This is a genomic window from Chryseobacterium gotjawalense (assembly GCF_030012525.1).
In the GTDB taxonomy this organism is placed as follows: Bacteria; Bacteroidota; Bacteroidia; order Flavobacteriales; family Weeksellaceae; genus Kaistella; species Kaistella gotjawalense.
Genome location: NZ_CP124855.1, coordinates 3,192,679 through 3,218,334, shown reverse-complemented (window position 1 = coordinate 3,218,334; position 25,656 = coordinate 3,192,679). Strand labels below are relative to the sequence as shown.

The window sequence follows — 25,656 nt, the reverse complement described above, 5'->3', positions numbered from 1 at the left end:
AGTTAATTTTCAGAAATTCAAAAGATTGCAAAAGCGGAGAAATCGAATTCATTCACGAAAATAATTTTGTTTAAATTTCAATCATATTGATCAAAATATTTATTGATAAAAGTCTCTTGACCAAAATGATACAAATTTTTAACATTAAAATTTACAAGAATACCTTTTGGAACTTTTAATAAATTCATGTAATTTAAAACCTGAGATTTATGAATATCTAAAATGGCCGCAACAGATTTAATTTCGAGAATGATCAAATTTTCAATCAAAAAATCACATTTAAAGTCGCAATCTAAATTTTCTCCTTTATAGACAACAGGAATTTTAAATTCAGACTGATAACTCATTTCTCTCAATTGAAATTCTTTTTCCAAAGCTTTATGATACACAATTTCAGACAGTCCAGAACCTAGGAGTTTATGAACTTCAATGCAAGCTCCATTAATCCTATAAGTTAGATCTGTTATGTATTTCTGAGTTATCATTGCCTTTTTCTATCTTTTGAACTCCTTCATATTTAAAAAATTTCTTTTGTCTCTTTTGCGGTAAATGAAATAAACTCCCAGGCCGCTCAACAATAAAAATAATCCAAACGCAATCATCGAAATGACTTTTCCTTTTGCGATTACTTCCGGTGCGAAAATCATTTTTATCGTATGTTTTCCGGCAGGAACATACACTGCTCTCAGCAAATAATCTGCTTTGATATAAGGAACTTCTTTTTCATCAACAAACATTTTCCAACCTTTCGGATAATAAATTTCCGAGAATATGGCTAATTGCGGCGTTTTTGATTGAGAAGTGAATTCGAGTTCGTTGGCTTCGTATTTTTTCAGATCTAAAAATGCGGTAGAATCCTGCTGCAGAGGTTTTCCGTCAAAATATTTTTGGTCTGCTTTCGCAATTACGGCCACTTTTTTATTATCAATTACTCCGATCTGATCCAATTCTTCATTTGGTGTACCGGCGAATTTTAATTCAGAAACAAACCATGCGTTGCCATTTGCATCAGCATTGGTTACGACTTTCGGCTGCTCCGGACTGCCAAAAATCATATACTTTGTATTCAGCATATTGAGGATTCGCGGAACTTTTACCGTATCCATTTTACCAAAATACTCATTGATCAAATCATCATACCTCCGTAATTTCACCGCGTGATAACCTCCAACAGACGATTTAAAATAAGAAGTATTGGTTTCATTAAACGGCCCTAAAATTTGATTATAAATCCGGTAATGTCCCTGGTCTTTTTCGGCAATCGTTTCCAAAGTCTTGTTCATATTGGCATTATCCAGCAATGATTTTAGATTGGCGTTATCGCGTACTTTCTGCATCAACAATTCTGAATTTTCGGTCTGGAAAGGATTTTCAGTAAAAGATTTATCAATGAAATTATCATTGTTCAAATACCTTTTATTCACACTCCACAAATCAAATAAACTCACCAAACCAATGATGACGATTGCTATATTCTGAGTGATTTTATTTTTTAAACTTAAAAATAAAACTCCCGCTGTAACCGCTACAAAAACTATCGCTTTTATCGCATCAACACTGAACATTTTAAACCGTTCATCCACTAAAAAATCCAATAAAAACGGCGGCAGATAAGTTTTTTCTGAAGGCGTATAAAATCCTAAAATTGATTTTCCGAAAAGGAGTAATATAAAGGTAATTCCTAAAATTGAAGAACTTACATAAATCAAAGTTTTCTTCTTGTAATCCTCTGTTAATATGTTATCAGAAGATGTTTCCGTTTTTTCATTAGAATTAAAGAAACGGTACAGTCCTACAATTGCAATCAATGGAAATAATAATTCGACAACGACCAAAATAGAACTCGGCGCTCTGAATTTATTATAGAAAGGAACGAAATCGATGAAGAAATCGGAAACGATCATAAAATTACTTCCCCACGCCAGCAGAATGGTTAAAACCGAAGCTCCTAAAATCCAGTACCTGTATTTCTTCCACGCGAAGAAAAATCCTAAAACAGCCAGAAAACAAACTACCGCTCCCTGATAAGCCGGTCCGGAAGTTCCCGGTTGTTCGCCCCAATAAGCCAGTGAGCTGAAACCTTTCGAAATCCGGTCCATTTCCTGTTGGGAAGTCACATTTTGCTGAACCAATTGCTGCAGTTTCGCCATCATTTGATCAGAACCTTCTTCATTGCTTGCACCGCCCATTAACCGTGGAATAAACAGATTCAAAGTTTCCAGTTTGCCATAGCTCCACATCAACATGCTTTCTTTGTCCATGCCCGATTTGTCGGCAGAATGCTTTTCATTATCTAAAATCTGCTTTCCGCGAACGGTTTCGGTGATGTATTCAGAATTTGCCATAATCCGCTGGGAATTCATTCCAATTCCCAGGACAAACGCCAATGCCAAAATCCCTGTTGAAATACCAAAATGTTTCCAGTCGGTTTTTCCCTGAAAAGCACGGATGAGTTCTGACAAGAATAAAAAAGCAAGCGCGATAAACAGATAATAGGTCATCTGCGGGTGATTGGCAGCGATTTGTAAGCCCATAAAAAGTGCCGTCACGATAAATCCGACCACATATTTTTTACGGATATAAACCAAAAGTATTCCGGCTAAAAGCGGTGCAAAATAAGCAACCGTATGTATTTTACCGTTATGGCCGGCCGCAAGAGCGATATAAAAATACGTTGAAAGTCCGAAAAAGCTAGCACCTAAAAGTGCGTATTTCCAATTTCTAACTGCAACTAAACCTAAAAGAAAAAATCCGGAAAAAAGTAGGAAAATATAGTTCGCTGGCTTCGGTAAAAAGTTCAGCAAATTATCAATGTTTTTAATAACATCACCCCGGAACTGCGCTCCCATCTGATAAGTCGGCATTCCGCCAAACATAGAATCGCTCCAATAAGTTTCTTTTCCATTTTCCGCACGATAATCCAGGAGTTCTTTTGCGCCGCCTTTGTACTGCACAATATCGTGCTGAAAAAGTTGCTTCCCGGTTAACACAGGATTGGCGTAAATAACAGCCAACAAAATGAAAACCACCAGGCTTCCGATAATGAAAATTAAGTTTCTATTTTTTAACATTCTTTAGGTTTATTATTGAGAAAAACCCTTCGACATGGTCAAAGGATTTTCAAATTTCTATTTTTCTTTAGGTTCTTTAACCTCTTCGTAATCTACGGTTTCTGCATCCCACTTGATCTTGGAATCCAACTTTTCTTTGGATTTCTGTTGGTTTACATTTTCATCATTTCTGGGCTGTGGAAATTTAAAAATTTTAGTAAAAAACATTCTTTTTAAAAAATTCCAAACAAAAAAAATGATTACTGTGGTTAGAATTAATTCTAATATATATTTCATTTCTTATTTTTAGTAATAGAGAAAGGTTTCTTTAACACAGTCCGTGCAATCCTATTTTGAAGGATTTACAATAACCGTTGAATTAGAAACAGATTTCATTGTTTGAGATTGTTTACCGTCTGAAAGTGTTTCGGTTTGCGCAGTTTTCACAGCAATATTTTGATTTTTCACCCAACCGGTTTTTTGATCCAAAGTGATTGTTCCGTTTTGTGACAACTCAGAACTCATTGATCTGGTGACCCCTTCCTGGGTTTGTTTATCCGATTTTTTAGGAATTCCGCCTACAACCGAAATTTGTGCAATTCCGTCGCCAACACTTTTCAGCGTGTATGTTGTAGTCAATTTTATTTTTCCGTCCGGCGTTGCGTTTTCGCTTTCAGACCATTTATCGCCGATCTTCACTCCTTTTGCCGGAATCAAAACCAGATTTTTTGTGAATTGGTCTTTCAGCATTTTTTCATTAAAGCTTTGTTTAAAACTGTTGATAAAACCGGCTTTGTCTTTGGCGTCTTTAATTGCTGATCCCACAGAACCACTAATTTTGTTATAAACCGCGTCAAAACCTGTGATCGAAATTACTTTTCCGGTTTCGGTCATTTTCAACTTTAATTTATTTCCGACCAAAGCTTTATTCACTTTCCACATCATTTTCAGCTGCTCATCTTTCGGTTCTGCCTGCTTCGTATCAACGGCTACCGTTTTACCATTCGCTGATTGAGAATTTCTTTTTCCGATTAAATTAATGGTGATATCATAAACCCCGTCTTTAAAATCATTTACGGCAAATGACATTTCGTCGGTCATTTCGCTGGTACCACTTTGCGATTTCCCATCAGGAGCAGTCATCGTCTGAACATCTTTTTGGTAGGTGACCAAAGGATAAGTTTGTCCTTTTTCTAATTTGAAAGTCTGCCGGTAAACTCCCAAAGAATCTTTAATCGCCAAAACCTGTTCTGGTGCTTTTTCGACTTTTAGTGAATCGGAAGTGTTTTCTACAGGAACTTCTACGGTAATTGTTTTCCCGGTTTGGGGATCAACTTTGGTAACGGTTTTGGTTTCTTTTTTACAGGCAACTAATGTTATAGAAAGAAGCGCAATGGCTGTGAATTTTTTCATTTACTGATTTTTCTCAATTTTATTTAAAGTCGTTTGTTAAAGATTTTGCTTTTTTACAAACGGAAGACAAATTTAAGGTAATTATTTCTGATGGTTTCAAACATTATCAATATTTTAACAGTCTTTTAATAATTTAAAAAAGGAATAAAACTGCTTTTATCCTATCACAAAAAAAGTCGGACTTCAACCCGACTTCATTTCCTGTTTCAAAATTTATTTTTCAGCGATTCTTTTTAAAGCCGACAATCCTTCTCCGTAAGATTTGTCCATTTGGCTGTCCATAAACAATTTCATCAAATTCATGGGATAATCCAGTTCGCAATCCATATCCCAGGTTACTTTGGTAGCGTTTCCTTCCGGCGTAAGGACAATGTTTGAAGTAGCATCGCTTTCAAAAGGTTTAAAGAAAACCATTTTGGTCGATTGTTTCTGATTGGGAACGAGCGCCGTAATTTCCTGGCATCCGCTTCCTGCTTCTTTATTGCCATCCCAACAATATTTATCGCCGATTTGTCCGGGATTTCCGGAATAAGTTACTTTCAAAGTTGGATCCAACTTAAACCAAGGATTCCATTCATTAAATGATTTTGTGGAATTGAGATGGGAATACACTTTTTCCGCGGGTGCATTGATTACAATCGATTTTTCAAAATGATACGCTTTTCCCATTACCAACATCGTAATAATCAGAACAGCAACGATTGCCAAAAGGATTTTCAATAGATTTTTCATAGTTTTTTAGAATTTTATGAATTCAAAGATAAAATATAATTTTCAGTAAATTTGCTGTTCAATCTTTTAAAGATAAAATTTAATTAAACTTAAATCACAAATGCAAAATCCATTATTACAAACATTTTCCACGAAATATCAATCCGCGCCGTTCAATGATATTAAAGAAGAGCATTTTCTTCCTGCATTTCAGGAACTTATTAAAGTTTCGGAGAAAGAAATTGATGGAATTGTAGAAAACGAAGAAGAACCCACTTTCGAAAACGTGATTGAAGCTCTGGCTTTTTCAGGTGAAAAATTAGAAGTGGTTTCCGGAATTTTCTTTAATTTGAATTCTGCCGAAACCAATGATGAAATCCAGAAAATCGCGCAGGAAGTTTCGCCGCTTTTAACAGAATTCTCGGCAAATATTTCTCAAAACAAAGCTCTTTTTGAAAAGATAAAAAAAGTCTATGACCAAAAAGAAAAATACAGTCTGAACGATGAGCAGCAAATGCTTTTAAATGAAACCTACAAAGGTTTTGTAAGAAGCGGTGCTTTGTTAAACGAGGCTGATAAAGAAAAGTTCAAAAATATCAGCATTGAATTATCTACGAAATCACTGCAGTTTGGGCAAAATGTTTTGGCAGAAACCAATAATTATTTCAAACATATTACCGACGAAAAAGAACTGGCAGGGATTCCGGAAGCGATTTTACAGCAATACCGCGACGAAGCCAAAGAGCGAAATCTCGACGGTTTTGTGGTGACTTTGCAATATCCGAGTTTTCTTCCATTAATGACTTACGCTGAAAACAGGGAATTAAGAAAAGAACTGGCTTTAGCAAACGGGAAAAAATCTTTCCAAAATAATGAATTCGACAATCAGAATTTAATTAAAGAAATTATTTCTTTAAAACAGAAAAAAGCCAAGCTTTTAGGTTATGAAAATTACGCTGATTATGTTCTGGAAGAAAGAATGGCCAAATCTCCGGCAAAAGTAAAATCATTTTTAAATGAACTTTTAGAGAAAGCAAAACCTTTTGCAGAAAAAGAAATCGACGAATTAAAAACCTTAGCCAAAGCTGATGGAATCTCAGAAATGGAAAGTTACGATCACACGTTCTACGCTGAAAAACTGCGCAAACAAAAATTCGATATCGATGATGAAGAGCTGAAACCTTATTTCCAGTTAGAGAAAGTTCAGGACGCTGTTTTCGGTTTAGCCAAAACGCTTTTTGGTTTAGAATTTAAAGAAACTACGGAAATTCAGAAATACCACGAAGAAGTAAAAACATACGAAATCTTCGAAGACGGAACCTTCAAAGCCCTGCTTTACGCTGATTATTTCCCGCGAAAAGGAAAAAGAGCCGGAGCGTGGATGACGAGTTTTAAAAGTCAATCCATTAAAAATGGTAAAAATAACCGTCCGCATATTTCTGTTGTTTGTAATTTTTCAAAACCGACTTCCGACACGCCGAGTTTATTGACTTTCCAGGAAGTAACAACGCTTTTCCATGAATTCGGACATGCTTTGCACGGTATTCTGGCAAATACGACTTATCCGAATCTGTCAGGAACTTCTGTGAAATGGGACTTTGTGGAGCTTCCGTCGCAGTTTTTAGAAAATTATTGCTATGAGCCTGAATTCCTGAAAACCTTTGCAAAACATTATCAAACCGGCGAAGTTTTACCAAACGAGAAAATTCAGAAAATCTCAGATTCCAAGAACTTTATGGAAGGTTATCAAACTTTAAGACAGATCGGATTTGGAATTCTGGATATGGGCTATCATACGATTCCCGAAAAAGTGGCCGATATCAAAACCTTTGAAGTGGAGGAAACCAAAGCGACCAACCTTTACCCTAGCAATCCGGAAACAGTGATGAGCACAAGCTTTTCCCATATTTTTCAGGGAGGATATTCCGCGGGATATTATTCTTATAAATGGGCGGAAGTTTTAGATGCCGATGCTTTTCAGTATTTTAAAGAAAATGGGATTTTCAACCCGGAAATCGCAGCGAAATATAAAGTTCTGCTTTCGTCCGGCGGAACAAAAGATCCGATGGAACTGTATAAAAATTTCAGAGGAAGCGAACCGAAAGTGGAGAGTTTGCTGAAGAGAGCATTTGGATAAAATACTGACTAATAAGTTTTTAGTAATAAAAAAAAATAACTTAGACATTCGTATTTTCAACATTAAGGAATTAAGAATATTAATAATTTATTCTGTAATTAAACTGCAGAAAAATTTTAAGATTTAAGATTCATTAATTAAAATAAAAAAGAGTTTACTGTAATGGTAAACTCTTTTTTTATGAAAAATTTTAAATTAAATTCCGATTTTGCACCGCTTTACTTGTCGCTTTTGCCAACATAGGAATTGAAATTAAACCCATAACAATCATAATCACCAATTGCATCGTGTGCGAAATAAAAGCATAGGAAAGACCGACCTCACCGCCTTCTTCCGGGTTTTTACCCATCGAAAGAAACAGCGCCATAATTCCGAATTTCAACGCCAGATGAAAAGCACCGATTCCCCCGGAAGCCGGAACCATCATTCCTAAAGTTCCAACTACAATGATAAAGAAGCCATCAGCAAATGTAAACTGAGAAGTTTCAGGTAAAGCAAAACAAACTAGGTAGGCGGCCAGATAATAGGAAATCCAAATTCCTAAAGTGTAGGCCAGGAATTTTCCTTTCTGTTTCATTTTGAAAATGGAAGTCAGCCCGTCAAAAATTCCTTTTGCGAAATGTATAATTTTTAGATAAATGGGAAATTGCTCTAATTTTTTTCTGAACACCAAAAACAAAACAGCTGTTGCACCAAGTATTAAAAGAAACAGATAAATTTTCGAGTTAGAAGAATTTGTTTCTGTCTTTCCTTTTTCTTCGGTGATATAATTATAAAAAGCGATAAAGGCTTTGTACTTAAAAATCAATGTCAGGCCCAAAAAACCGGCCATACAGATTAAATCGACCACGCGCTCCAGGATAATGGTTCCGAAAGATTTTTCGACCGGAACATTTTCCACTCCAAATAACGCCGTTGATCGCGCCAATTCCCCACTTCTGGGAATGGTGAGATTCATTAAATATCCAAAGGAAATCGTCCAGAATGAATTGGAGTTTGAAATAGTATAACCCATCGGTTCCAACAAAAGATTCCAGCGGACCGCCCGAAACCAATACGCAAGAATTCCGAATAACGCTGCGCTGAAAACCCAGAGATAATTGGCTTTTCCAAAATAGCCCATTATTTTTTTAAACTCCATTCCTTTCAGGGCAAACCACATAAAAAGCGTCGCAATGCCGAGGGAAACAGCAATGGTTAAAAAGGATTTAAAAGGATTTGGTTTTTTGTCCTGTTTCAAAGTAGGGGAAATTTTCAGAAATTAAGTAAGAAGATTGGTGTGCTCATCTGGAAAAATAATTTTCGGCTGAAAGGTTTTTGCTTCTTCCGGCGTCATTTGAGCGTAAGACATAATAATGATAATGTCGTTTTTCTGCACCCGTCTTGCTGCAGGTCCGTTTAAACAGATTTCACCTGATTTTCTTTTCCCTTTGATCGCATAAGTATCGAACCGCTCGCCGTTATTGACGTTGACGATATAAACTCTTTCTCCTACGATAATTCCGGAAGCTTCCAGCAATTCTTCATCAATAGTGATGCTCCCAATATAATTAAGGTCGGATTCGGTGACGCGTACGCGGTGTATCTTTGATTTAAAAACTTCAATTAGCATGGCGCAAATTTAATTATTTTAATTAAAGGAATAAAATAAATTTTCATATTGAAATTTCACCCCATTTCTCATTAACAATTAAACAATAAAAAGAAACTAAGAAGCCATTTATTTTAACAATAATGAAATACCGATTTGGATTTAGTACAGAATTCCATAATTCGTAATTACAATTAACAATAATTATTTTTCATCTAATAGCGATAAATATTGAGTTTGGCACGAAATTAAAACGTGCAAACATCGATTAAACGCAAAGTTATGGATTGTCTATTTTGTCCAGTATTCAAGAATTTTATTGAATATTGATTAAATTTTCGCAAATAATTTGCACAATATGAAAATTGTTTTATATTTGCTTTAACAATGGAACTAACCTTAACTAATTAATATTATGAACAAGTCTGAATTAATCGACGCTATCGCAAAAGATGCGAACATTACAAAAGTTGCAGCAAAAGCTGCTCTTGAATCTTTTATCTCTAACGTTACTGATACTTTGAAAAAGAAAGATGGTAAAGTTTCTTTAGTAGGATTCGGAACTTTCTCTGTAGCAGAAAGAGCTGCAAGACAGGGAATCAACCCAGCTACTAAAAAGCCAATCAAAATTGAGGCAAAAACAGTTGCAAAATTCAAAGCAGGTTCTGATTTAGCAGACGCTGTAATGGGTGGTAAGAAAAAATAATCGATCGATTATATTAAAAAGCAAGTCCCGAATATTCGGGACCTTTTTTATGGGGCTAACCGTGAAATCTTCCAATTGAAATCTTCCTGTAATTCATAGATAATTCTGTCGTGCAAACGGTTTGGGCGGCCTTGCCAAAATTCTATCTCATAAGGCTTTGCCAGATAACCGCCCCAATTTTTTGGTCGTGGAATTTCGATATTTTCAAATTCTTTTTCAAGATTTTTCAACTTTTCTTCTAAATATTCCCGATCCGGAATTACCTGACTTTGCGGCGAAACTACCGCTCCCAACTGACTCCCTTTGGGACGGGAATGAAAATAACCATCACTTAAATTTTCAGCCAATTTTTCTAAATCTGCTTTAATGATGATCTGGCGTTCTAAACTTGGCCAGAAAAAATGCAAACACGCTTTGTGATTGCTTTCAATCGCTTTTCCTTTCCTGCTGTCGTAATTGGTGTAAAAAATAAAACCTTCCCAAGTGTACGATTTCAACAAAACCATTCTGGTCCGCGGACAGCCGTCATTTTCAAGGGTAGAAACACCCATGGCGTTGGCTTCAGAAATATGCGCATTTTGCTCAGCATCCAGGAACCAATCACGAAACTGCTCCATTGGATTTTCTTTAATCTGATTTTCCAAAAGTTCGGCGCGGTTGTAGATTTTTCTTTTGTCGTGCAAGTTTTCCATTAAATTTTTATTACATTTGGTTAAAGGTTTTTTATTTAACCTGATTTATCAGATGAATTATTCTTACAAAGGTAAAATTTTAATTTCCACTCCCGATATTTCGGGAGACATATTCTCACGTTCTGTCGTTTTGATCGTTGATCATAATGAAAACGGCGCTTTTGGACTGATACTGAATAAAAAAAATAAAAATATGAGCTCAAGACTGCTCGAAATCTTCGAATTCCAGGTTGCAGTTTATGATGGCGGTCCGGTAGAAAACGACAAGATTTTTTTTATCTGCAAAGGCAAGAAAATCACAGAAGAGTATTTGGCAATAGACCAGGAATATTATCTTACGGAAGATATTGAAAAAGTGATTTCTTCCATTTTAGAGCAAGAGATTTCAATCAACGATGTGAAAGTGTTTTCTGGATATTCCGGTTGGTCCAGTCAACAGTTAGAGACTGAAATCCTTAGAAAAATATGGACTCCGGTAGATGTTTATAATCTGGATTACACGTCTCCAAATGATCAAAGTCTTTGGAAAAATATCATGCAGAATTTAGGTGGAGATTATCTTTTGTGGGCAAATGCACCGGAAGATGTATCGATGAATTGATCAGCTGGTGGAAAACGGCAATAAATTATTTTATATCATCCTCATGAGACAAGAATTACTCGTTTCGGTGTTGTAAAATTTTAACAAAACTTTAATAGGCAGGCTTATAATTTAAAGATTGCAACTCCGTTATTATTATAATTAAAATCTAAAAAACCCGGTTAATGACTTTCTTTAAAGGTTGTTAACTGGGTTTGTCAATTTTAGCTGAAACTGTTTTTCCATTTTACCACCATCTCCGAAAACCTTTCTTTTCCAAATGTTTTATTTCGGATTTTGGTGACGGAGAAAATTCCTTTTAAATCCGAAATCATCAAAATTTCTTCTGCTTTTTGAGATTCAAACGCAATCATTTCGGACTCCTGAATTTGAGCCAGATTATTTTTATGAATAAAGGTAACGAAGTTTTCCATCAGTGGTGAAATATAGGCTCCTTCTGTGGTTTTAGGAATCTTAATGGTTTTGTCTTCCAGAAATAATAAGTTTCCGTAGATACTTCTGGCGATTCTCTTATTTGGGTTCAGGAAAATAATATCATCCAAATCATTTTCCTGCGCATAAATTGCTGCATAGATATTTTCCGGGCAATGAAGATGAATACTGCTTAGAACATTGGCATTCACATTGATCTCCTTAATCAAATCAAGTTCATAGTCTCTTTGAATTGCTAAAAGATCGTCAATTTCATCAACTTCGAAATAGTAAGAAATCCCACTTTTTGACAGTTCTTTCTCATCGGTATTTCGATAGACAAAGAATTGAATAATTCCATTTTTCAGTTCCCGCTGCAGGACTTTTTCCTCAAATAAATTCTGGAAAAATTCTAAGGTGTAAGACAACGGAATCGCCATTCTCATCTTACGCATTGAAGCCATTAAATAAAAATAACATTCTTCCGCTATAATCAATTCAGCGTTGCGGATAAAAAAAGAAACCTGTACCGCATCACCATATAAAAAGGCGCGGTTGTGGGTTTGAAAATTCTCAGAAGCAAAAGATAATTTCACAATAGTCAATATTTTAGCAACAAAAAATGAACGATAAATCGTTCATCTTAATATTTAGATTAAAAAAATTAGGATGCTCCTAATTTTAATTTTAAATTTTCGATTAAGTTTTCCCAATACAGGCGATTTTCATCTTCGTCTCCAGCATCACAGAAATCAGTAATATTCAGCGCCAAATCATCTGTAATATCATCAATAACGATGGTCATTTCAAAATAATTTTTCGTTCCTTCATCCTCTTCCCATCGAAAACGCACAAAACTTTCGGGTTTGTAACGAATAAGCGTCGCTTTTTCCTCGGGGCCATTGCTCCAACTAAAATAAAAGTCATCTCCTTTTTCCACCACGTCATCCGCAAACCACTCAGAAAGTCCCTCTGCGCTCGCCATATATTCATACAATATCTCTGACTGACAGTGCATTGGAAACTCGTATTGCACTTTCGTTTTCGCCATATTATTACCTTTTTTTAATGTTTCGCAATATATAAATTAATTTCTAATATACGCAATATATTTATTGAAATACTTTATGATATCAGGAGCCAGAAAATGGTATTTTCTTACAAACCCATCCTGCTGTACGGTGTATCCTCGATTATTAAAAACAGGTTTTAAAACCATGACATATATCACCGCAGGATGTCGTTCCCATCGGCGCTAAGAAAAAGTTCCCTTTCTAATTAAACTATTTTCCTGTTTATACAAAAATTATTATTCCATTTCATTTAAAACCTCCAAAATAACCTCACAACCCTCTTTAATTTCAGCTAAAGAAATCGTAAGCGGTGGTGAAATACGCAAATATTCATTTCGGTACAGTTGCCAAAAAACGATGAGTCCTTTTTCCATGCATCTTTTTGCAACTTCTAAAGTATATTCGGGAGAACCGAGATTCACGGCCAACATCAAACCTTTTCCGTTGACGTTTTTTATTTTAGGATGAACCAGTAATTCCCGGAATACATCTTCTTTCTCCTGAATTTCGTTCATCAAACCACTTTCAATAACTTCATGCAAAGTCGCATAACTTGCTGCGGCAATAAGCGGGTTCCCGCCAAAAGTCGTAATATGGCCTAATTTGGGTGAATGCGAAAGACTGTGCATGATCGTTTTCGAACTCATAAAAGCACCGACGGGAACGCCGCCGCCCATTCCTTTCCCCATTACCAAAATATCCGGAACCATGCCCAGATGTTCGAAGGCAAAGAGTTTTCCTGTTCTGCCAAAACCAGGCTGAATCTCATCGAGGATTAATAAAGCACCAACTTCTTCACACCGCTTTTTAAGATTTATGAAATAATCAGCATCCGGAACTAAAAATCCCGCAGCGCCCTGGATGGTTTCGGCTAAAACACAAGCTGTTTTTTCGGTAATCTTGCTAAAATCTTCCTGATTATTAAACTCAATAAAACTGACCATAGGCAAGAGCGGACGAAATTCACGCTTGTGATATTCGTTTCCTGAAACCGATAAAGCACCGTGTGTATTTCCATGGTAAGAATTGGTCATCGAAATTATTTCTTCTCTGCCGGTAAAACGTTTGGCCAATTTCAAAGCACCGTCGATTGCTTCTGCGCCGCTATTTACAAGATAAGTAACTTCTAAAGGTTCCGGGGTAGCATCGGCTAAAAGCCTGCATAATTTCACCGGCATTTCCTGAGCGTATTCGCCATAAACCATGACGTGCAGATATTTCTCTGCCTGTGTTTTGATTGCTTCTACAATTTTGGGATGTGAATGGCCTAAAGTATTGGCAGAAACTCCGGCTACGAAATCCAGATATTTTCGTCCGTCTTTTCCGTAGATATAGGAACCGGAAGCTTTTTCAACTTCAAATCCTGCTGCAAATTGCGTGGTTTGTGCTTGGTATTTAAAAAAATCTGTTCGCATTTAATGAAAAAATTTTATTACAATCTCGTGTTGCGCCCCGACTTGAACGGAGCTCTTTTTGTGGAACGAAGTGGAACAAAAAAGCGGGAGTGGAAGGCGGATTAAGGCGCCCAAATAAAAAAATTACTTCCGAACCCGCTTTGGTTTCTTGGCTTCTTCTTTGGCTTTCTCATCATCTATGGCTTTTTGAGCAGCGTTAAAAAGAGCGTCGTCGGCTTCGTATTTTATTTCGGGATAATTCGGTGTTTCTACGAAAATGTCCTTCCATGTATGAAGACGATCTTTGGTATTCCAGTTGAAATCGGGAAAAAACCTTTGTTCATGCGAGATTAAACTCATCGGATAAATGTCAGTATTGGCTCCGATATTACAGGAAATAATCTGAACTTTCCGGTCTTCGAATTCGGCTTCAATCGTGCCACAGGTAGAAAGCGCCACTCCGATTCGTTCTACTTCTTTGGTTTTTTCGTTTTGGTCATCGGCATAGGTAATTGATTGTGCGTTACCAATCACTTTTGCCAGTGTGATTTCGTTTTCTTTATAATAAACCGTCATCAGTTTTCCTTTGACCTGGTGGAATTCGTCTTTCAGATTCAGAGAGTCCACTTTGCTGATGGCAAATGCATTTCCTATGACGCGCAAGGAATCTATAAACTCCTTTTCGGTATCGAAATACGCTTCTATTTTATCGCCGGTTACCTGTTTCTCGCCGCTCCAGGCGATGGGTTTTCCGTCCAGATGCATGATTCCGTCGGTTTCATTAAAACTTAACAAATCGGCTCTGACCTGAATATTAGACTTGAACATTCTGGCTTTTTTATAAGCCCGTAAAAAACTCTTTTTCTTGAGGGGATTTTGTTTATCTATTTTCTGATACGCCAAAATACGGTCAGCAGAAAAGTACATAGAATCTTTCTCCAGTATTTTCACAGCATACGGTTTATCGGTCATCATCGCGGAATCTTTTTTCTCGTAGATTTCGCCGTAACCGCCTTTAATATAGCGTTTTTCTAAAGGATCTCGCAGGGTTACATTTCCTTTTCCGGTTCCGAAACCAGTGATTTGATTGAAGTACAAATCATCACCAGTCAGTATTTTTCCGTTGTAATGAATACGGGAATTTTTCTTTAAATAAACTTCCTTAGAATTCATATTATAGGTTCCCTTCTCTGTATAAATTAGATTGGCTGGATTCTTTTTATTGGTAATGGTTGTAGCACCATTGAATGTTGCGGTATTGGTGTTTTGGTTCTGAATAATATTTACTCCTTCTACCGTATAGTCGGGATTATCGATTTTCACATTGCCGGAAAAATCAATTAATCTGCTGTTCAAATCGTAGGTGGCAGATTTGGTGTACATCACGTTGCCGTCTTTCGTAATCGTACCGCCCATATTGAAATAAGCTTTGTTGGAAAGGCGGTCGTAATAAAGGGTTTCAGTTTTGATGGTTTGCCCGGGATCGGTCAATAGTACATTTTTTCGGGCGATTCCTTTTTGGGTATTTCCGTCGTATTCCATTTCACCGGAAGTAATTACGGAACCGTCTGCATTCTGAAGTTTTACATTCCCAATGGCTTTCACAAAATTCTGTTCCTGATAAAAAATAACCTCATCGGCAGTTAACACAGATCCCTGGTGGACGAACTGCACATTTCCGGAAAAATAGGGATTTCCCTGGTATTTATCTAAAGCCTTTTGAAAAAAGTCGGAATGGATTAATTTAACCTTCTCAGTGGAAACACCTTTTTTTGGATTATTAAAAAAAGGATCTTTGACCAAATCCTGATTGGGCTGGGTATTGATCTGCGCAAAAACATGGGCACTGATAAAGAGAAAAAAAACGAAATAATTTTTCATTAATCCTTTTTGGTTCCGTAAAAATAAAGTGAATGTGAATCAATATTTACACCAAATGCTGCTTCAATAGCATCTTTGATTCCCTGGATTCTCGGATCGCAAAACTCGATGATTTCCTGAATTTCTTTGTCTGAGTCTTTTTTGTAAATAACCAAATGATCGTGTTGCTTATCGAAATACGATTTTTCGTAGGAAGAAGAAGTCATGGTTTTTTCGCCAAACTGATGTTTTCTGATTAAGCCGGCATCCAAAAATATTTCGATGGTATTGTAAATGGTCGCTTTGGATACATGGTATTTTTTCTGCATCATCAAAAGGTATAAATCATCGACATTGAAGTGATGCTCCATGTTGTAGATTTCTTCTAAAATCGTGTAGCGTTCCGGTGTATTTCTAAAACCTTTGCGCTGAAGATATTGTCTTAAAACCTCCTTGATTGTTGAAAAATTGAGTTCTTTTTGTTTAGCATCCATTAAAAATAATTATATGCAAATTTACCGAATTTTTTATTAACCCCGGTTCACCTTTATTTCTTCCCTGAATGTAATCTTAGGAATCGTATCTATGGAAATTTACCTGCTTAATTTTATTGGCGATAATTTTTTGATCCAGTAAAGGCGCTGACTCTACTACTACATTATGGGCAGAAACTCCCCAAGCTTTAAAGTCATCACTCCCGATATATTTCACAAAATTGTAAATATTGAGTGTAATTTTTTCCTTGACAGTCAACAAAGCATCATTGATGTAAGTGTTATCAATAATCACATATTTCAGATCTGGTGGAATATTATAGTGGCGAAGTGAAGGATGGCTGCTTCGCGCAGGAATACTTCCCTCTTCCATCATGTCTTCTAAGACCTGATCGAAATAATCATTGATTCGGCGGTCAATTTTGAAACCGAGCATGAAATTGATCCGGAAAATGGTACCGGGCATAATTTCATCAATGGTATAATTAAAAGTATATGGGTCTTCCTGATTCGCAATATTGAGGATGAAATAATGGTCTGCTCTTTTAGGTTGCTTGCGCAAAATAGAATAAATAATCTTGGCTTCTACTTCATCCTGTCTTTTTGCACGACTCAGGAAAGCGAGGTTGGTCGCGTATTTCGGGATTGATTCATCAAGTTTCATTTCTTTTATTACCGGTACATATTTATCCAGTTTTACAAATTTGATAAACTTTGCTTTGATGAGTCTTCCGTTATACCAGGCGTACATACAAACGGCGATAAATCCACCTAAAACCACTGTCAGCCAGCCACCATCGAAAAACTTGATAACATTGGCATAAAAGAAACCCAGTTCTATGCAAAGATAAACGACTAAAAAACCAATTGCGAATACCTTAGTAACTCTGGATCTGCTGAGCCAAAAGAACAGTAAGGTAGTGGTCATCAGCATCGTAATCGTAATGGTTAAACCATAAGCGGCTTCCATCGCTTCTGATTTTTGGAAATAAATAACCACGATGAAACAAAGGAACATCAACCCCCAATTGATTTTGGGAATATACATTTGCCCTTTAATACCGGAAGGATAATCGATTTGCTGATTCGGCCAAAACATCACCGACATCGCTTCTGAAAACATGGTAAAAGACCCCGTAATCACAGATTGACTTGCGATAATTGCAGCAGCTGTTGCTAAAAGTACCCCTGGCAAGATCGCCCATTCGGGCATAATTCCAAAAATCGGATTGATTCCCTGCGAAACAGATTCCGGATTATCTAATAACCAGGCACCTTGACCCAAATAATTTAAAACCAACATGGTCTTTACAAAAATCCAACTCACCCGGATATTTTGTTTGCCGCAGTGCCCTAAATCAGAATACAAAGCTTCCGCTCCTGTCGTACAAAGAAAGACTGCTCCCATAATCACAATCGCACTGGGTGAATGCTTTATTAAATTATAAGCGTAATAAGGATTAAATGCTTTCAAAATTTCGAGATGATCAAATACATGAGCTGAACCAAATATCCCTAAAACCAAGAACCAAACAACCATCACCGGACCAAAAAACTTACCGATGGAAGCCGTACCAAATTGTTGCACAATAAAGACAAAGGCCAGAATAACCAGCGTAATCGCAACAACAGGAGTGTGAGGCGAAAATATCTTCAACCCTTCCACAGCCGACATTACCGTTAACGACGGCGTAATTATACTATCTGCCACCAAAGTCGATGCACCAATAATAGCAATGACATACAGCCATTTTTTCTTAAGCTTCTTGACCAGTGAGTAAAGAGATAAAATTCCACCTTCTCCTTTATTATCAGCACGCAACGCAATAATTACATACTTAAACGTGGTTTGCATCGTCAAAGTCCAGATGATGCAGGAAAGTGCTCCCTCGATATATTCATCAAACGGCAAATTCCCGGTACCATGTCGGGCATTTACGATCGCCTTCATAACGTACAGCGGTGAAGTTCCGATATCTCCGAAAACTATTCCGAGGGAAACCAAAACCCCCACTGCGGTAAGTTTCTTTGTATCAAAATGAGATAAAGTATCTTGTGACATAGATGGGAGAAAATTTCGTCAAAGGTAAATGAATAAAAGTGGTTTTATATAACTTTTTATAAATGAAAAAACTCTCTTTCGAGAGTTTTTATCTATTACGCCTTAATATATAAAGCGTTTTTAATTTCTTCTTTTACTTTTTCCAATTTCGGGAACCATTCAGCGAAAAGTGGTGCTGAGTACGGTGCAGGTGCATCCGGTGTTGTAATTCTCTTAATCGGCGCATCTAAATAATCAAATGCTTTTTGTTGAACCATATAAGTAATCTCCGTTGCAATGGAACCTAGAGGCCAAGCTTCTTCTAAAATAACCAATCTGTTGGTTTTCTTTACCGACTCTAAAATAGTATCATAATCTAAAGGACGAACTGTTCTTAAATCAATTACTTCTACAGAAATTCCTTCTTTTTCTAAATCTTCAGCGGCCTGAATCGCCATTTTCATAATTTTACCGAAAGAAACCAAAGTTACATCTTTACCTTCTTTTTTGATATCTGCTTTTCCGATTGGGATGTAATATTCTTCTTCTGGGATTTCCATTTTGTCGCCATACATCTGTTCAGACTCCATGAAAATTACCGGATCATTATCCTGAATTGCAGTTTTCAATAAACCTTTTGCATCGTAAGGATTGGAAGGTACAACTACTTTTAAACCTGGAGTATTTGCAAACCAAGATTCCAAAGCCTGAGAATGTGTCGCTCCCAATTGACCTGCAGAACCAGTTGGTCCACGGAAAACGATTGGGCAATTCCACTGTCCTCCACTCATCTGACGGATTTTCGCCGCATTATTTATAATCTGATCAATTCCTACTAATGAGAAGTTGAAAGTCATATATTCCACAATGGGTCTGTTTCCGTTCATGGCTGCTCCGATGGCAATCCCGGTAAATCCGAGTTCTGCAATTGGAGTATCAATTACTCTTTTCGCGCCGAATTCATCGAGCATTCCTTTAGAAGCTTTGTAAGCACCGTTGTATTCTGCGACTTCTTCACCCATCAGGAAAATGGATTCATCTTTTCGCATCTCTTCACTCATTGCCTGTGCAATCACTTCTCTAAAAGTATATTCCTTCATGATTTATTAAAAAATTAAAGTACAAAAGTAAAGATTTTTTCGCGAATTACCGTACATGCTGCCATTAAAAAAGCATCTCCGAAAAGATGCTTTTTATCAAGTTTATTTTTAGAAAACTATTTTACTGCATGCCAGGTTTGCGTTCTTCCGATTAATGAGAATCCTACATAACCTCTTACATTCAGTTTTTCACCATCACGGGTGATGTTACATTTGTAGGTTTTTCCTGTTTTAGGATCTGTAATTGTTCCTCCGGTGAATTCATTGCCTTCCTTTTTCATGCCTCTAATCACTTCCATTCCCAGGATGGGTTGGTTTTTTCTGTCATCTTTACAGTTGATACAGTTTGTATGTTCCGGTTTGATGAGCAGTTGCGTCACTTTCCCGTAATATTTACCATCTGATTTTTTGAAAATCTCTACGATGGATTTCGCCTGTCCCGTTTCATCGTCGATGGTCTTCCATTTTCCTTCGATTTGGGCGTAAGATAGTGTTGCGAATAATAAAGCAACAAAACTGAAAAGTATTTTTTTCATTTTAAAATTATTTTAATTTTTAGTTGGATAAAAGTAATTAAAAATAGTGAAACCACAAATTTTTAACTATTTATATCATAGTAGTCAAAAGTACTGCCAAAATACTAATAATTACACAATGGTTTATTAAAAGTTTTGTAATTAATTCAATTTCCTGGTGATTACCCGATTCATATAATCCTGATACCAAGCTTTACTCAAAAGAATGCCTTTTTCCATTTCCGGGTTTTTCACTTTGTTAATAAGGTTTTGCTCCAAACCTTTATCGGAGATATTGTAAATCCCGGTCACTTCTTTCCCGTTAAATAAATAAATATAATTCCCAATCATGAACTGCTCATTAATAGAATCCGAATTGACCACAATGTAATCTTCGCTTTTATTTGACACCAAACTTCTTCCCCAACTTCTTATTTTTTTGTTGTAACCCATTAAATCAGCTAAAGTTGGATAAATATCAATTTGCTGAGCAGGTTCTGTAATTTCTCCTTTCAAGTGATATTTTGGATTAGGAGAATAAAACAGAATGGGAATTGAAAACCGGTTCATTGATTTTTCATATTCCGGATAGGCAACCTGATTGGTGTGATCGGCTACAAAAACAAATATCGTATTGTTGAACCAAGGCATTTTCTCTGCGGTTTTGAAGAACTGCTTTAACGCAAAATCAGTGTAGCCAATCGGTTCATGAATTTCCAGCGGACCTTTTTTAAATTTACCCTGATACTTTTCCGGAACCTTAAAAGGATGATGCGATGAAACCGAAAACAAAGTTGCCATAAAAGGACTTTTCTTCTTATCTAAAGTTTTCGCGAAATACTGAAAAAACGGCTCGTCCCAAATCCCCCACATTCCGTCGAAATCTGCATCATTATTATACTCTGTTTTTCCGTAATAATGTTTGAAACCCAAAATATTGCCGAAACCCAGAAAGCCCATCGACCCGTTTGGCGCGCCATGAAAGAACGAAGTATCATAGCCCATATCATTTGAAACCGAAACAATCGACTGAATTTTCTGATTTGAATAAGGTGAACTGGTAAACGCATCTTTCAAACTCGGGATTCCTGCCAGCACAGAACTCATTCCATGGATGGACTGTCTCCCATTGGCAAAAGCGTTGGTCGCAATTAAACTTTGGGTAGCTAAACTATCGAAAAACGGAGTATAGGAAACAAAATCCTTGATTTTTGTATTTTTATTAAAAGCCCCGGAATATTCTTTTCCAAAACTTTCGAGGATGAAAATAACCACGTTGGGTTTTGGGTCAACTCCTTCCCGCGGGTATAACTTATCAGCAGCTATATTTTCATCAATAAACTTTTCAGTAACAAAATGAACTTCCTGAAAATTGTTGGTATTCATCGTTCTGAAAAAGGAAAAAACACTGTTCAGAACGATATTTGCCTGAACCGGTTTGGTAACGTGCCGGTTGGCATCCACCAAATTAATCGGGCGTGTTGAATGCTTGAAATCGCCTCGAATCCCACCTACAACAAGCAGAACAGTTAAACATAGCGTGAGTACAGAAAAAATAAAATAAGGAACTAATTTTAATGGTTTTCTAGGCGAAACTTTCACCTTTTTATAAAGGAAAATCCAGAGAGCCATTAAAATCACAAACCACACAATCACGAATGGATGTTCCGCAACCGACAATAAAAAAACTTTACCAATATTGCTTTCATGCTGCGCAACATTCATGGCGGCGGTTGTCAACCGTGCCTGAGAAAATTTAAAATAGACGAAATCACCGAAATTCATGCCGTAGGAAATCCCATTGGTAATGAAATAAAGATAAAACAAAAATTTGTGATACGCTTTTTGGGTATTGATGATAACGGGAATAAGACTCAAAAGAATGAACAGCGAATTCACATACAGAATCGCCGTTGTATCAAAGGCAATTCCGTGATAAGCCAAATTCAGATATTCTGAAATACTGTCAACGGGAATCAAATTTTTATTAAAAAACCAAAAGAGCAGCCGTGCAATCTGATAGAAAAAAAAGGCGAGCACGATTCGGTAGAGTAAGGCGAAAATTTCTTGAAATCTAATTTCTTTCATTAAAACTTGTTCAAATTAATGGTGCAAATTTACAATATTTAGAATTTTAAATCATTTAAAATTCAATTCTAAAAAGCTGAAAATTAATTTTAATAAAAACCTTACTTTTGTGCTTCTGAAACATACGGGTAAAAGTAGCTCCAGCGGACTTCATCGTCTAAAGATGTTTCATCGGACCTTAAAAAAACTGAACTTAAAAATGAATTTTATCAAGAACAATCTGGCGAATGCTGTTACGCTCGCTAATTTATTTTCCGGCAGTGTTGGTGTAATCCACTTAATTAATGGTGATTATCAAACCACTGCGATCTGCATTATCCTTTCCTTAATATTAGATTTCTTCGACGGATTTATCGCCAGAGCGATGAAATCGAATTCTGAACTTGGCCTTCAGTTAGATTCACTGGCCGACATGGTGAGTTTCGGATTATTGCCGGGAATCGTAATATTTAAAGCCCTTGAACCGTTTGGCAACCTACTATTCGGAATGGAACTTCCGTTTGAAATTAAATACATCGGCCTTTTTGTAACTTTATTTTCCTGTTTAAGACTGGCGATTTTCAATCTGGATGATGAGCAAACTTATTATTTCAAAGGTTTGAATACGCCATCGAACACCATTTTAATTTTCGGTTTGTACTACGCTTATTTAGAAAATGAAAGTTTTAAAGCGATTTTTGAAAATCCTGCGTATTTAATTGTAATCACCATTATTCTGTCCTGGCTTTTGGTCAGCCCGATAAAAATGATCTCGCTGAAATTCAAATCAATGAAGCTGGAAGACAATTATCCGAAGGTTGCGCTGTTAATTGGTGTAATCTTACTATTAATCCTCTTTAAAACGGTCGGAATCCCATTGGCAATGCTGTATTATATATTAATATCGGTAATTTTTCAAAAACAGTTGAAAGGATAAAAGATACTTTCAATAATTTAATTCACAAAATTTAATTCAATCGGAAAAGTCACGATTGATCCTTATTAAAAATAAAAAAATGAATTTAAAACTCCATAAACCGCTTTGTGTATTTGATTTAGAAACTACGGGAACTCAGGTTGCAAAAGACAGGATTGTAGAAATCTGTATTTTAAAAGTCAATCCTGATGCTTCCAGAGAAAGCAAAACCTGGTTGGTAAATCCAGAAATGGCGATTCCGGCAGAATCTTCTGCAATCCACGGAATTACAGATGAAAGAGTGCAAGATGCTCCAACCTTCAAAGAAATTGCCTCCAAAATAATGGAGATGATTGCGGGCTCAGATTTGGGCGGATTTAATTCTAACCGATTTGATGTTCCGCTTCTTGCTGAAGAATTACTGCGTGCCGGTTTAGATTTCGATTTGAGTAAATTCAAGCTGATCGACGCACAAACTATTTTTCATAAAATGGAACCGAGAAACCTGACGGCTGCTTATCAGTTTTACTGCAAAAAAGAACTGATCAACGCGCATTCCGCGGAAGCAGATGTTTTGGCAACTTTCGAAGTGATAGACGCGCAGGTCGGCCATTACGACGATTTACCAAATGATATTGCTGGATTAAGTGAGATTTCTTCTCATCATAAATTTGCTGATTTGGCAGGTTTTATCGCTTTTGACAAAGAGGAAAAAGAAGTTTTCACTTTCGGAAAATACAAAGGCCAAAGAGTGAAAGAAGTTTTTCAGAAAGATCTGGGCTATTACGGCTGGATTCAAAATGCTGATTTCCCTTTATATACCAAGAAAGTTCTGACGGGTATTCAGTTGAGATCAAAATTTTGACATGAAAGTTTTTATTCTTTTACTTACGTTTATATCGACAATTTTCTCCGCACAAATAAGAGAAAAACTTAATTCGAATGATTTATTAATCAACAATTTAAAAGGAAATGTCAGGGAAATTAAAGAAAGAAAATACGAGGTAAATATTAGAAATAACAAAATTACTTTTAATACTGGCGTTCTAATACCAGAAAGTTTCAATTATGAATTGAATCGGGACGGCTTCATCATTTACAAAGAAGGAATTAAGAATTTTGACGGAAAAGATAAAATTTCAAGTAAACAATATTTTGAATATAAAGACAGGAAACTAAATAGAGAAATTTACCTATTAACTGAATTTAAAGATATTGATACGTTACAATGGGTTTACAAATATCCAAATGACACGGTTACATTAAAGATTAATATAAAAGGTGATTTTAAAGGATTAACAGAAAAATTTATTCAGAATCAAAATATTGAAATATCAAAAACTTTTCATTCTGAAAATGAAATTATTTACAAAAAAATATTTGTTTATAATAATAAGAACAGAATAATTCAATTTGAGGAATTTGATATAGACGGAAAGCCCACTGAAAAATTCACAAGAATCGTAAACCAAAATTGTAGAGATTTTGACTCTGAAGATCGCATTATTTATTCTTACCAAACTTCTACAAGCGAATTTCGAATTTTTGATAACAAATGTAATATCATAGAAAAAAAGTGGAAAAACAATTCTGGAATTACAACTTTAACGCTTACATTTAAATATTTGTTTGACGGAGAAGGAAATTGGATTGAAAGAAAATCATATAATAATCAGAATAAATTATTTTCCATCACAACAAGAGAAATTTTATATTATTAATTATGAAAATCATTTGCATCGGCAGAAATTACGCAGACCACGCCAAGGAACTCGGAAATGAAATACCGGAAAGTCCTGTTATCTTTATGAAACCCGATACGGCGGTTTTAAAAAAAGGCAGCGACTTTTATATTCCTGAATTCTCGAATGACATTCATTACGAACTGGAAGTCGTACTGAAAATATCAAAAGGCGGAAAATACGTTCAGGAAGAAAATGCCGGTAAACATTACGATGAAATCGCTTTGGGAATCGATTTTACGGCGAGAGATTTACAAAGTCAGCTCAAAGCAAAAGGACTTCCGTGGGAACTGGCAAAAGGTTTCGATGGAAGTGCTGTTCTTTCTGACTTTTATAAAAAAGAAGATTTTGACCTCAATAACTTAAACTTTTCTTTAAATAAAAATAAAGAAAAAGTTCAGGACGGAAATACTTCGATGATGATCTTCTCACCGGAAAAAATAATCGCATTTGTTTCCCAGTACTTTACGTTAAGAGTCGGCGATTTAATTTTCACGGGAACGCCAAAAGGAGTGGGCAAAGTTTCGGAAAACGATATACTGGAAGCGTTTCTGGAAGACCGGAAAGTTTTTGATTTGCGAATCCAGTAACTTAGTTTTTGACAGTGTCAGTAAATATCTGTAACTTTAATGAACAAAATTTAAGATCATGATAAACATTATTCTACCAGTCGATTTTTCAGAAGCGACCGATAAATTAGTCGAAGGAGCTGTGAAATTCGCAAAAGAAACCAGCGGGAAAATATACCTTATTCACGTGGCACCGTCGGATATCGGTTTTGCGATTGGTGATATGGGATTTCAATATTTCCCCGAAGTGGAGCAAAATGAAATTAAGCAGGAACTGCTCCAGCTAAATACCATTGAACAACGCATCATCGCACAGGGTATTGATTGTGAGCACTTGCTAAAACAAGGTGTTGCAGGCGATATTATTCTGGAATACGCAAAAGATAAAACGGCAGGATATATCGTAATGGGTTCCCACGGAAGAAGCAATATGTACGACGTTTTTGTAGGCAGTTTAACCAAAGAATTAACCAGACGTTCACCGATTCCGGTACTGGTGATTCCGATTCACTAATAGAAAACAGAAAATCCCGAAACTAAAAATTTCGGGATTTTTATTGTAAATAGGATATC

Annotated in this window: 25 protein-coding genes; 8 read left to right on the top strand and 17 right to left on the bottom strand. The window is 36.2% G+C overall.

All coding sequences use genetic code 11. The annotated features are described in order from the left end of the window. Positions 1-77 precede the first annotated feature (77 nt). The 5 genes from QGN23_RS14625 to QGN23_RS14605 all read right to left on the bottom strand — a co-directional run bounded on the left by QGN23_RS14625 (position 78) and on the right by QGN23_RS14605 (position 5,195). Entirely contained in the window at positions 78-485 is a 408-nt protein-coding gene (locus QGN23_RS14625) for a GxxExxY protein (RefSeq protein ID WP_282904975.1), read from the bottom strand. Between the two features lie 9 nt (positions 486-494). Further along, positions 495-3,071, bottom strand: a complete 2,577-nt coding sequence (locus QGN23_RS14620) for a YfhO family protein (protein WP_282904974.1) — start codon at positions 3,069-3,071, stop codon at positions 495-497. A gap of 57 nt (positions 3,072-3,128) precedes the next feature. Continuing rightward, positions 3,129-3,278, bottom strand: coding sequence for a hypothetical protein (locus QGN23_RS14615; RefSeq protein ID WP_317622309.1), 150 nt, complete (start codon positions 3,276-3,278; stop codon positions 3,129-3,131). A 120-nt stretch (positions 3,279-3,398) separates the two neighbouring features. Continuing rightward, a complete protein-coding gene (locus QGN23_RS14610) occupies positions 3,399-4,463 on the bottom strand; it encodes a DUF6263 family protein (protein ID WP_282904972.1) in 1,065 nt (354 codons plus the stop codon). A gap of 213 nt (positions 4,464-4,676) precedes the next feature. After that, positions 4,677-5,195 (bottom strand): SRPBCC family protein, encoded by a 519-nt coding sequence (locus tag QGN23_RS14605; protein WP_282904971.1) that lies wholly within the window; start codon positions 5,193-5,195, stop codon positions 4,677-4,679. 100 nt (positions 5,196-5,295) lie between these two features. Here QGN23_RS14605 and QGN23_RS14600 point away from each other — a divergent pair, with 100 nt between their 5' ends. After that, on the top strand, positions 5,296-7,311 hold the full coding sequence (locus tag QGN23_RS14600; RefSeq protein WP_282904970.1) for a M3 family metallopeptidase: 2,016 nt from the start codon (positions 5,296-5,298) through the stop codon (positions 7,309-7,311). A 190-nt stretch (positions 7,312-7,501) separates the two neighbouring features. On the opposite strand, the gene QGN23_RS14595 is transcribed toward QGN23_RS14600, so the two are convergent. Together QGN23_RS14595 and panD are read right to left on the bottom strand one after the other, a co-directional pair. Continuing rightward, positions 7,502-8,551: a lysylphosphatidylglycerol synthase transmembrane domain-containing protein gene (locus QGN23_RS14595; RefSeq protein ID WP_282904969.1), complete on the bottom strand. Its 1,050-nt coding sequence runs from the start codon at positions 8,549-8,551 to the stop codon at positions 7,502-7,504. Positions 8,552-8,572: 21 nt separating this feature from the next. Continuing rightward, entirely contained in the window at positions 8,573-8,923 is a 351-nt protein-coding gene (gene panD, locus QGN23_RS14590) for an aspartate 1-decarboxylase (protein WP_133440004.1), read from the bottom strand. 394 nt (positions 8,924-9,317) lie between these two features. Here panD and QGN23_RS14585 point away from each other — a divergent pair, with 394 nt between their 5' ends. Continuing rightward, a complete protein-coding gene (locus QGN23_RS14585; protein WP_133440003.1) occupies positions 9,318-9,608 on the top strand; it encodes an HU family DNA-binding protein in 291 nt (96 codons plus the stop codon). 47 nt (positions 9,609-9,655) lie between these two features. Here the strand turns inward: QGN23_RS14585 and pdxH are convergent, their stop codons facing one another. Next, the gene (gene pdxH, locus QGN23_RS14580) at positions 9,656-10,300 is read right to left on the bottom strand and encodes a pyridoxamine 5'-phosphate oxidase (RefSeq protein WP_282904968.1); all 645 of its coding nucleotides are present in this window, start codon (positions 10,298-10,300) and stop codon (positions 9,656-9,658) included. Positions 10,301-10,352: 52 nt separating this feature from the next. On the opposite strand from pdxH, the gene QGN23_RS14575 reads away from it, so the two are divergent. Further along, entirely contained in the window at positions 10,353-10,901 is a 549-nt protein-coding gene (locus QGN23_RS14575) for a YqgE/AlgH family protein (RefSeq protein ID WP_282904967.1), read from the top strand. 203 nt (positions 10,902-11,104) lie between these two features. Here QGN23_RS14575 and QGN23_RS14570 read toward each other — a convergent pair whose 3' ends face one another. From QGN23_RS14570 to QGN23_RS14530, 9 genes are all read right to left on the bottom strand, one after another. Further along, positions 11,105-11,908, bottom strand: coding sequence for an aminotransferase class IV (locus tag QGN23_RS14570; protein ID WP_282904966.1), 804 nt, complete (start codon positions 11,906-11,908; stop codon positions 11,105-11,107). Positions 11,909-11,976: 68 nt separating this feature from the next. Further along, positions 11,977-12,363, bottom strand: coding sequence for an START-like domain-containing protein (locus QGN23_RS14565; RefSeq protein WP_282904965.1), 387 nt, complete (start codon positions 12,361-12,363; stop codon positions 11,977-11,979). 258 nt (positions 12,364-12,621) lie between these two features. Then, positions 12,622-13,800, bottom strand: coding sequence for an aspartate aminotransferase family protein (locus QGN23_RS14560; RefSeq protein WP_282904964.1), 1,179 nt, complete (start codon positions 13,798-13,800; stop codon positions 12,622-12,624). A 123-nt stretch (positions 13,801-13,923) separates the two neighbouring features. Continuing rightward, positions 13,924-15,660 (bottom strand): OstA-like protein, encoded by a 1,737-nt coding sequence (locus tag QGN23_RS14555; RefSeq protein ID WP_282904963.1) that lies wholly within the window; start codon positions 15,658-15,660, stop codon positions 13,924-13,926. Then, on the bottom strand, positions 15,660-16,133 hold the full coding sequence (locus tag QGN23_RS14550) for a Fur family transcriptional regulator (protein ID WP_282904962.1): 474 nt from the start codon (positions 16,131-16,133) through the stop codon (positions 15,660-15,662). Before QGN23_RS14550 ends, QGN23_RS14555 begins: the two co-directional genes overlap by 1 nt. Positions 16,134-16,209: 76 nt before the next feature. Next, on the bottom strand, positions 16,210-18,195 hold the full coding sequence (locus QGN23_RS14545) for a KUP/HAK/KT family potassium transporter (RefSeq protein WP_282904961.1): 1,986 nt from the start codon (positions 18,193-18,195) through the stop codon (positions 16,210-16,212). A gap of 95 nt (positions 18,196-18,290) precedes the next feature. Continuing rightward, positions 18,291-19,274 carry a pyruvate dehydrogenase complex E1 component subunit beta gene (locus QGN23_RS14540; RefSeq protein WP_133439995.1) on the bottom strand — a complete coding sequence of 328 codons (984 nt, stop codon included), beginning with the start codon at positions 19,272-19,274 and terminating at the stop codon, positions 18,291-18,293. A gap of 116 nt (positions 19,275-19,390) precedes the next feature. Continuing rightward, positions 19,391-19,810 carry a DUF2147 domain-containing protein gene (locus tag QGN23_RS14535; protein WP_282904960.1) on the bottom strand — a complete coding sequence of 140 codons (420 nt, stop codon included), beginning with the start codon at positions 19,808-19,810 and terminating at the stop codon, positions 19,391-19,393. Positions 19,811-19,951: 141 nt separating this feature from the next. Further along, positions 19,952-21,877: an LTA synthase family protein gene (locus tag QGN23_RS14530; protein WP_282904959.1), complete on the bottom strand. Its 1,926-nt coding sequence runs from the start codon at positions 21,875-21,877 to the stop codon at positions 19,952-19,954. Positions 21,878-22,076: 199 nt separating this feature from the next. Here QGN23_RS14530 and QGN23_RS14525 point away from each other — a divergent pair, with 199 nt between their 5' ends. The 5 genes from QGN23_RS14525 to QGN23_RS14505 all read left to right on the top strand — a co-directional run bounded on the left by QGN23_RS14525 (position 22,077) and on the right by QGN23_RS14505 (position 25,597). Further along, on the top strand, positions 22,077-22,793 hold the full coding sequence (locus QGN23_RS14525) for a CDP-alcohol phosphatidyltransferase family protein (protein WP_282904958.1): 717 nt from the start codon (positions 22,077-22,079) through the stop codon (positions 22,791-22,793). Positions 22,794-22,872: 79 nt separating this feature from the next. Beyond that, a complete protein-coding gene (locus tag QGN23_RS14520; protein ID WP_282904957.1) occupies positions 22,873-23,637 on the top strand; it encodes a 3'-5' exonuclease in 765 nt (254 codons plus the stop codon). Between the two features lies 1 nt (position 23,638). Next, complete coding sequence (locus QGN23_RS14515) at positions 23,639-24,493, top strand: hypothetical protein (RefSeq protein WP_282904956.1); 855 nt, start codon at positions 23,639-23,641, stop codon at positions 24,491-24,493. A gap of 2 nt (positions 24,494-24,495) precedes the next feature. Further along, positions 24,496-25,104: a fumarylacetoacetate hydrolase family protein gene (locus QGN23_RS14510; protein WP_282904955.1), complete on the top strand. Its 609-nt coding sequence runs from the start codon at positions 24,496-24,498 to the stop codon at positions 25,102-25,104. A gap of 58 nt (positions 25,105-25,162) precedes the next feature. Then, a complete protein-coding gene (locus QGN23_RS14505; RefSeq protein WP_282904954.1) occupies positions 25,163-25,597 on the top strand; it encodes a universal stress protein in 435 nt (144 codons plus the stop codon). Positions 25,598-25,656: the final 59 nt, after the last annotated feature.

Bases quoted from the DNA above. Each gene is read 5' to 3' on its own strand.
- QGN23_RS14610 (WP_282904972.1), bottom strand. From the start codon at position 4,463: ATGAAAAAATTCACAGCCATTGCGCTTCTTTCTATAACATTAGTTGCC.
- QGN23_RS14585 (WP_133440003.1), top strand. From the start codon at position 9,318: ATGAACAAGTCTGAATTAATCGACGCTATCGCAAAAGATGCGAACATT.
- QGN23_RS14545 (WP_282904961.1), bottom strand. From the start codon at position 18,195: ATGTCACAAGATACTTTATCTCATTTTGATACAAAGAAACTTACCGCA.
- QGN23_RS14615 (WP_317622309.1), bottom strand. From the start codon at position 3,278: ATGTTTTTTACTAAAATTTTTAAATTTCCACAGCCCAGAAATGATGAA.
- QGN23_RS14555 (WP_282904963.1), bottom strand. From the start codon at position 15,660: ATGAAAAATTATTTCGTTTTTTTTCTCTTTATCAGTGCCCATGTTTTT.
- QGN23_RS14620 (WP_282904974.1), bottom strand. From the start codon at position 3,071: ATGTTAAAAAATAGAAACTTAATTTTCATTATCGGAAGCCTGGTGGTT.
- QGN23_RS14550 (WP_282904962.1), bottom strand. From the start codon at position 16,133: ATGGATGCTAAACAAAAAGAACTCAATTTTTCAACAATCAAGGAGGTT.
- QGN23_RS14525 (WP_282904958.1), top strand. From the start codon at position 22,077: ATGAATTTTATCAAGAACAATCTGGCGAATGCTGTTACGCTCGCTAAT.
- QGN23_RS14600 (WP_282904970.1), top strand. From the start codon at position 5,296: ATGCAAAATCCATTATTACAAACATTTTCCACGAAATATCAATCCGCG.
- QGN23_RS14540 (WP_133439995.1), bottom strand. From the start codon at position 19,274: ATGAAGGAATATACTTTTAGAGAAGTGATTGCACAGGCAATGAGTGAA.
- QGN23_RS14560 (WP_282904964.1), bottom strand. From the start codon at position 13,800: ATGCGAACAGATTTTTTTAAATACCAAGCACAAACCACGCAATTTGCA.
- QGN23_RS14520 (WP_282904957.1), top strand. From the start codon at position 22,873: ATGAATTTAAAACTCCATAAACCGCTTTGTGTATTTGATTTAGAAACT.
- QGN23_RS14565 (WP_282904965.1), bottom strand. From the start codon at position 12,363: ATGGCGAAAACGAAAGTGCAATACGAGTTTCCAATGCACTGTCAGTCA.
- panD (WP_133440004.1), bottom strand. From the start codon at position 8,923: ATGCTAATTGAAGTTTTTAAATCAAAGATACACCGCGTACGCGTCACC.
- QGN23_RS14530 (WP_282904959.1), bottom strand. From the start codon at position 21,877: ATGAAAGAAATTAGATTTCAAGAAATTTTCGCCTTACTCTACCGAATC.
- QGN23_RS14535 (WP_282904960.1), bottom strand. From the start codon at position 19,810: ATGAAAAAAATACTTTTCAGTTTTGTTGCTTTATTATTCGCAACACTA.
- QGN23_RS14575 (WP_282904967.1), top strand. From the start codon at position 10,353: ATGAATTATTCTTACAAAGGTAAAATTTTAATTTCCACTCCCGATATT.
- QGN23_RS14510 (WP_282904955.1), top strand. From the start codon at position 24,496: ATGAAAATCATTTGCATCGGCAGAAATTACGCAGACCACGCCAAGGAA.
- pdxH (WP_282904968.1), bottom strand. From the start codon at position 10,300: ATGGAAAACTTGCACGACAAAAGAAAAATCTACAACCGCGCCGAACTT.
- QGN23_RS14625 (WP_282904975.1), bottom strand. From the start codon at position 485: ATGATAACTCAGAAATACATAACAGATCTAACTTATAGGATTAATGGA.
- QGN23_RS14505 (WP_282904954.1), top strand. From the start codon at position 25,163: ATGATAAACATTATTCTACCAGTCGATTTTTCAGAAGCGACCGATAAA.
- QGN23_RS14515 (WP_282904956.1), top strand. From the start codon at position 23,639: ATGAAAGTTTTTATTCTTTTACTTACGTTTATATCGACAATTTTCTCC.
- QGN23_RS14605 (WP_282904971.1), bottom strand. From the start codon at position 5,195: ATGAAAAATCTATTGAAAATCCTTTTGGCAATCGTTGCTGTTCTGATT.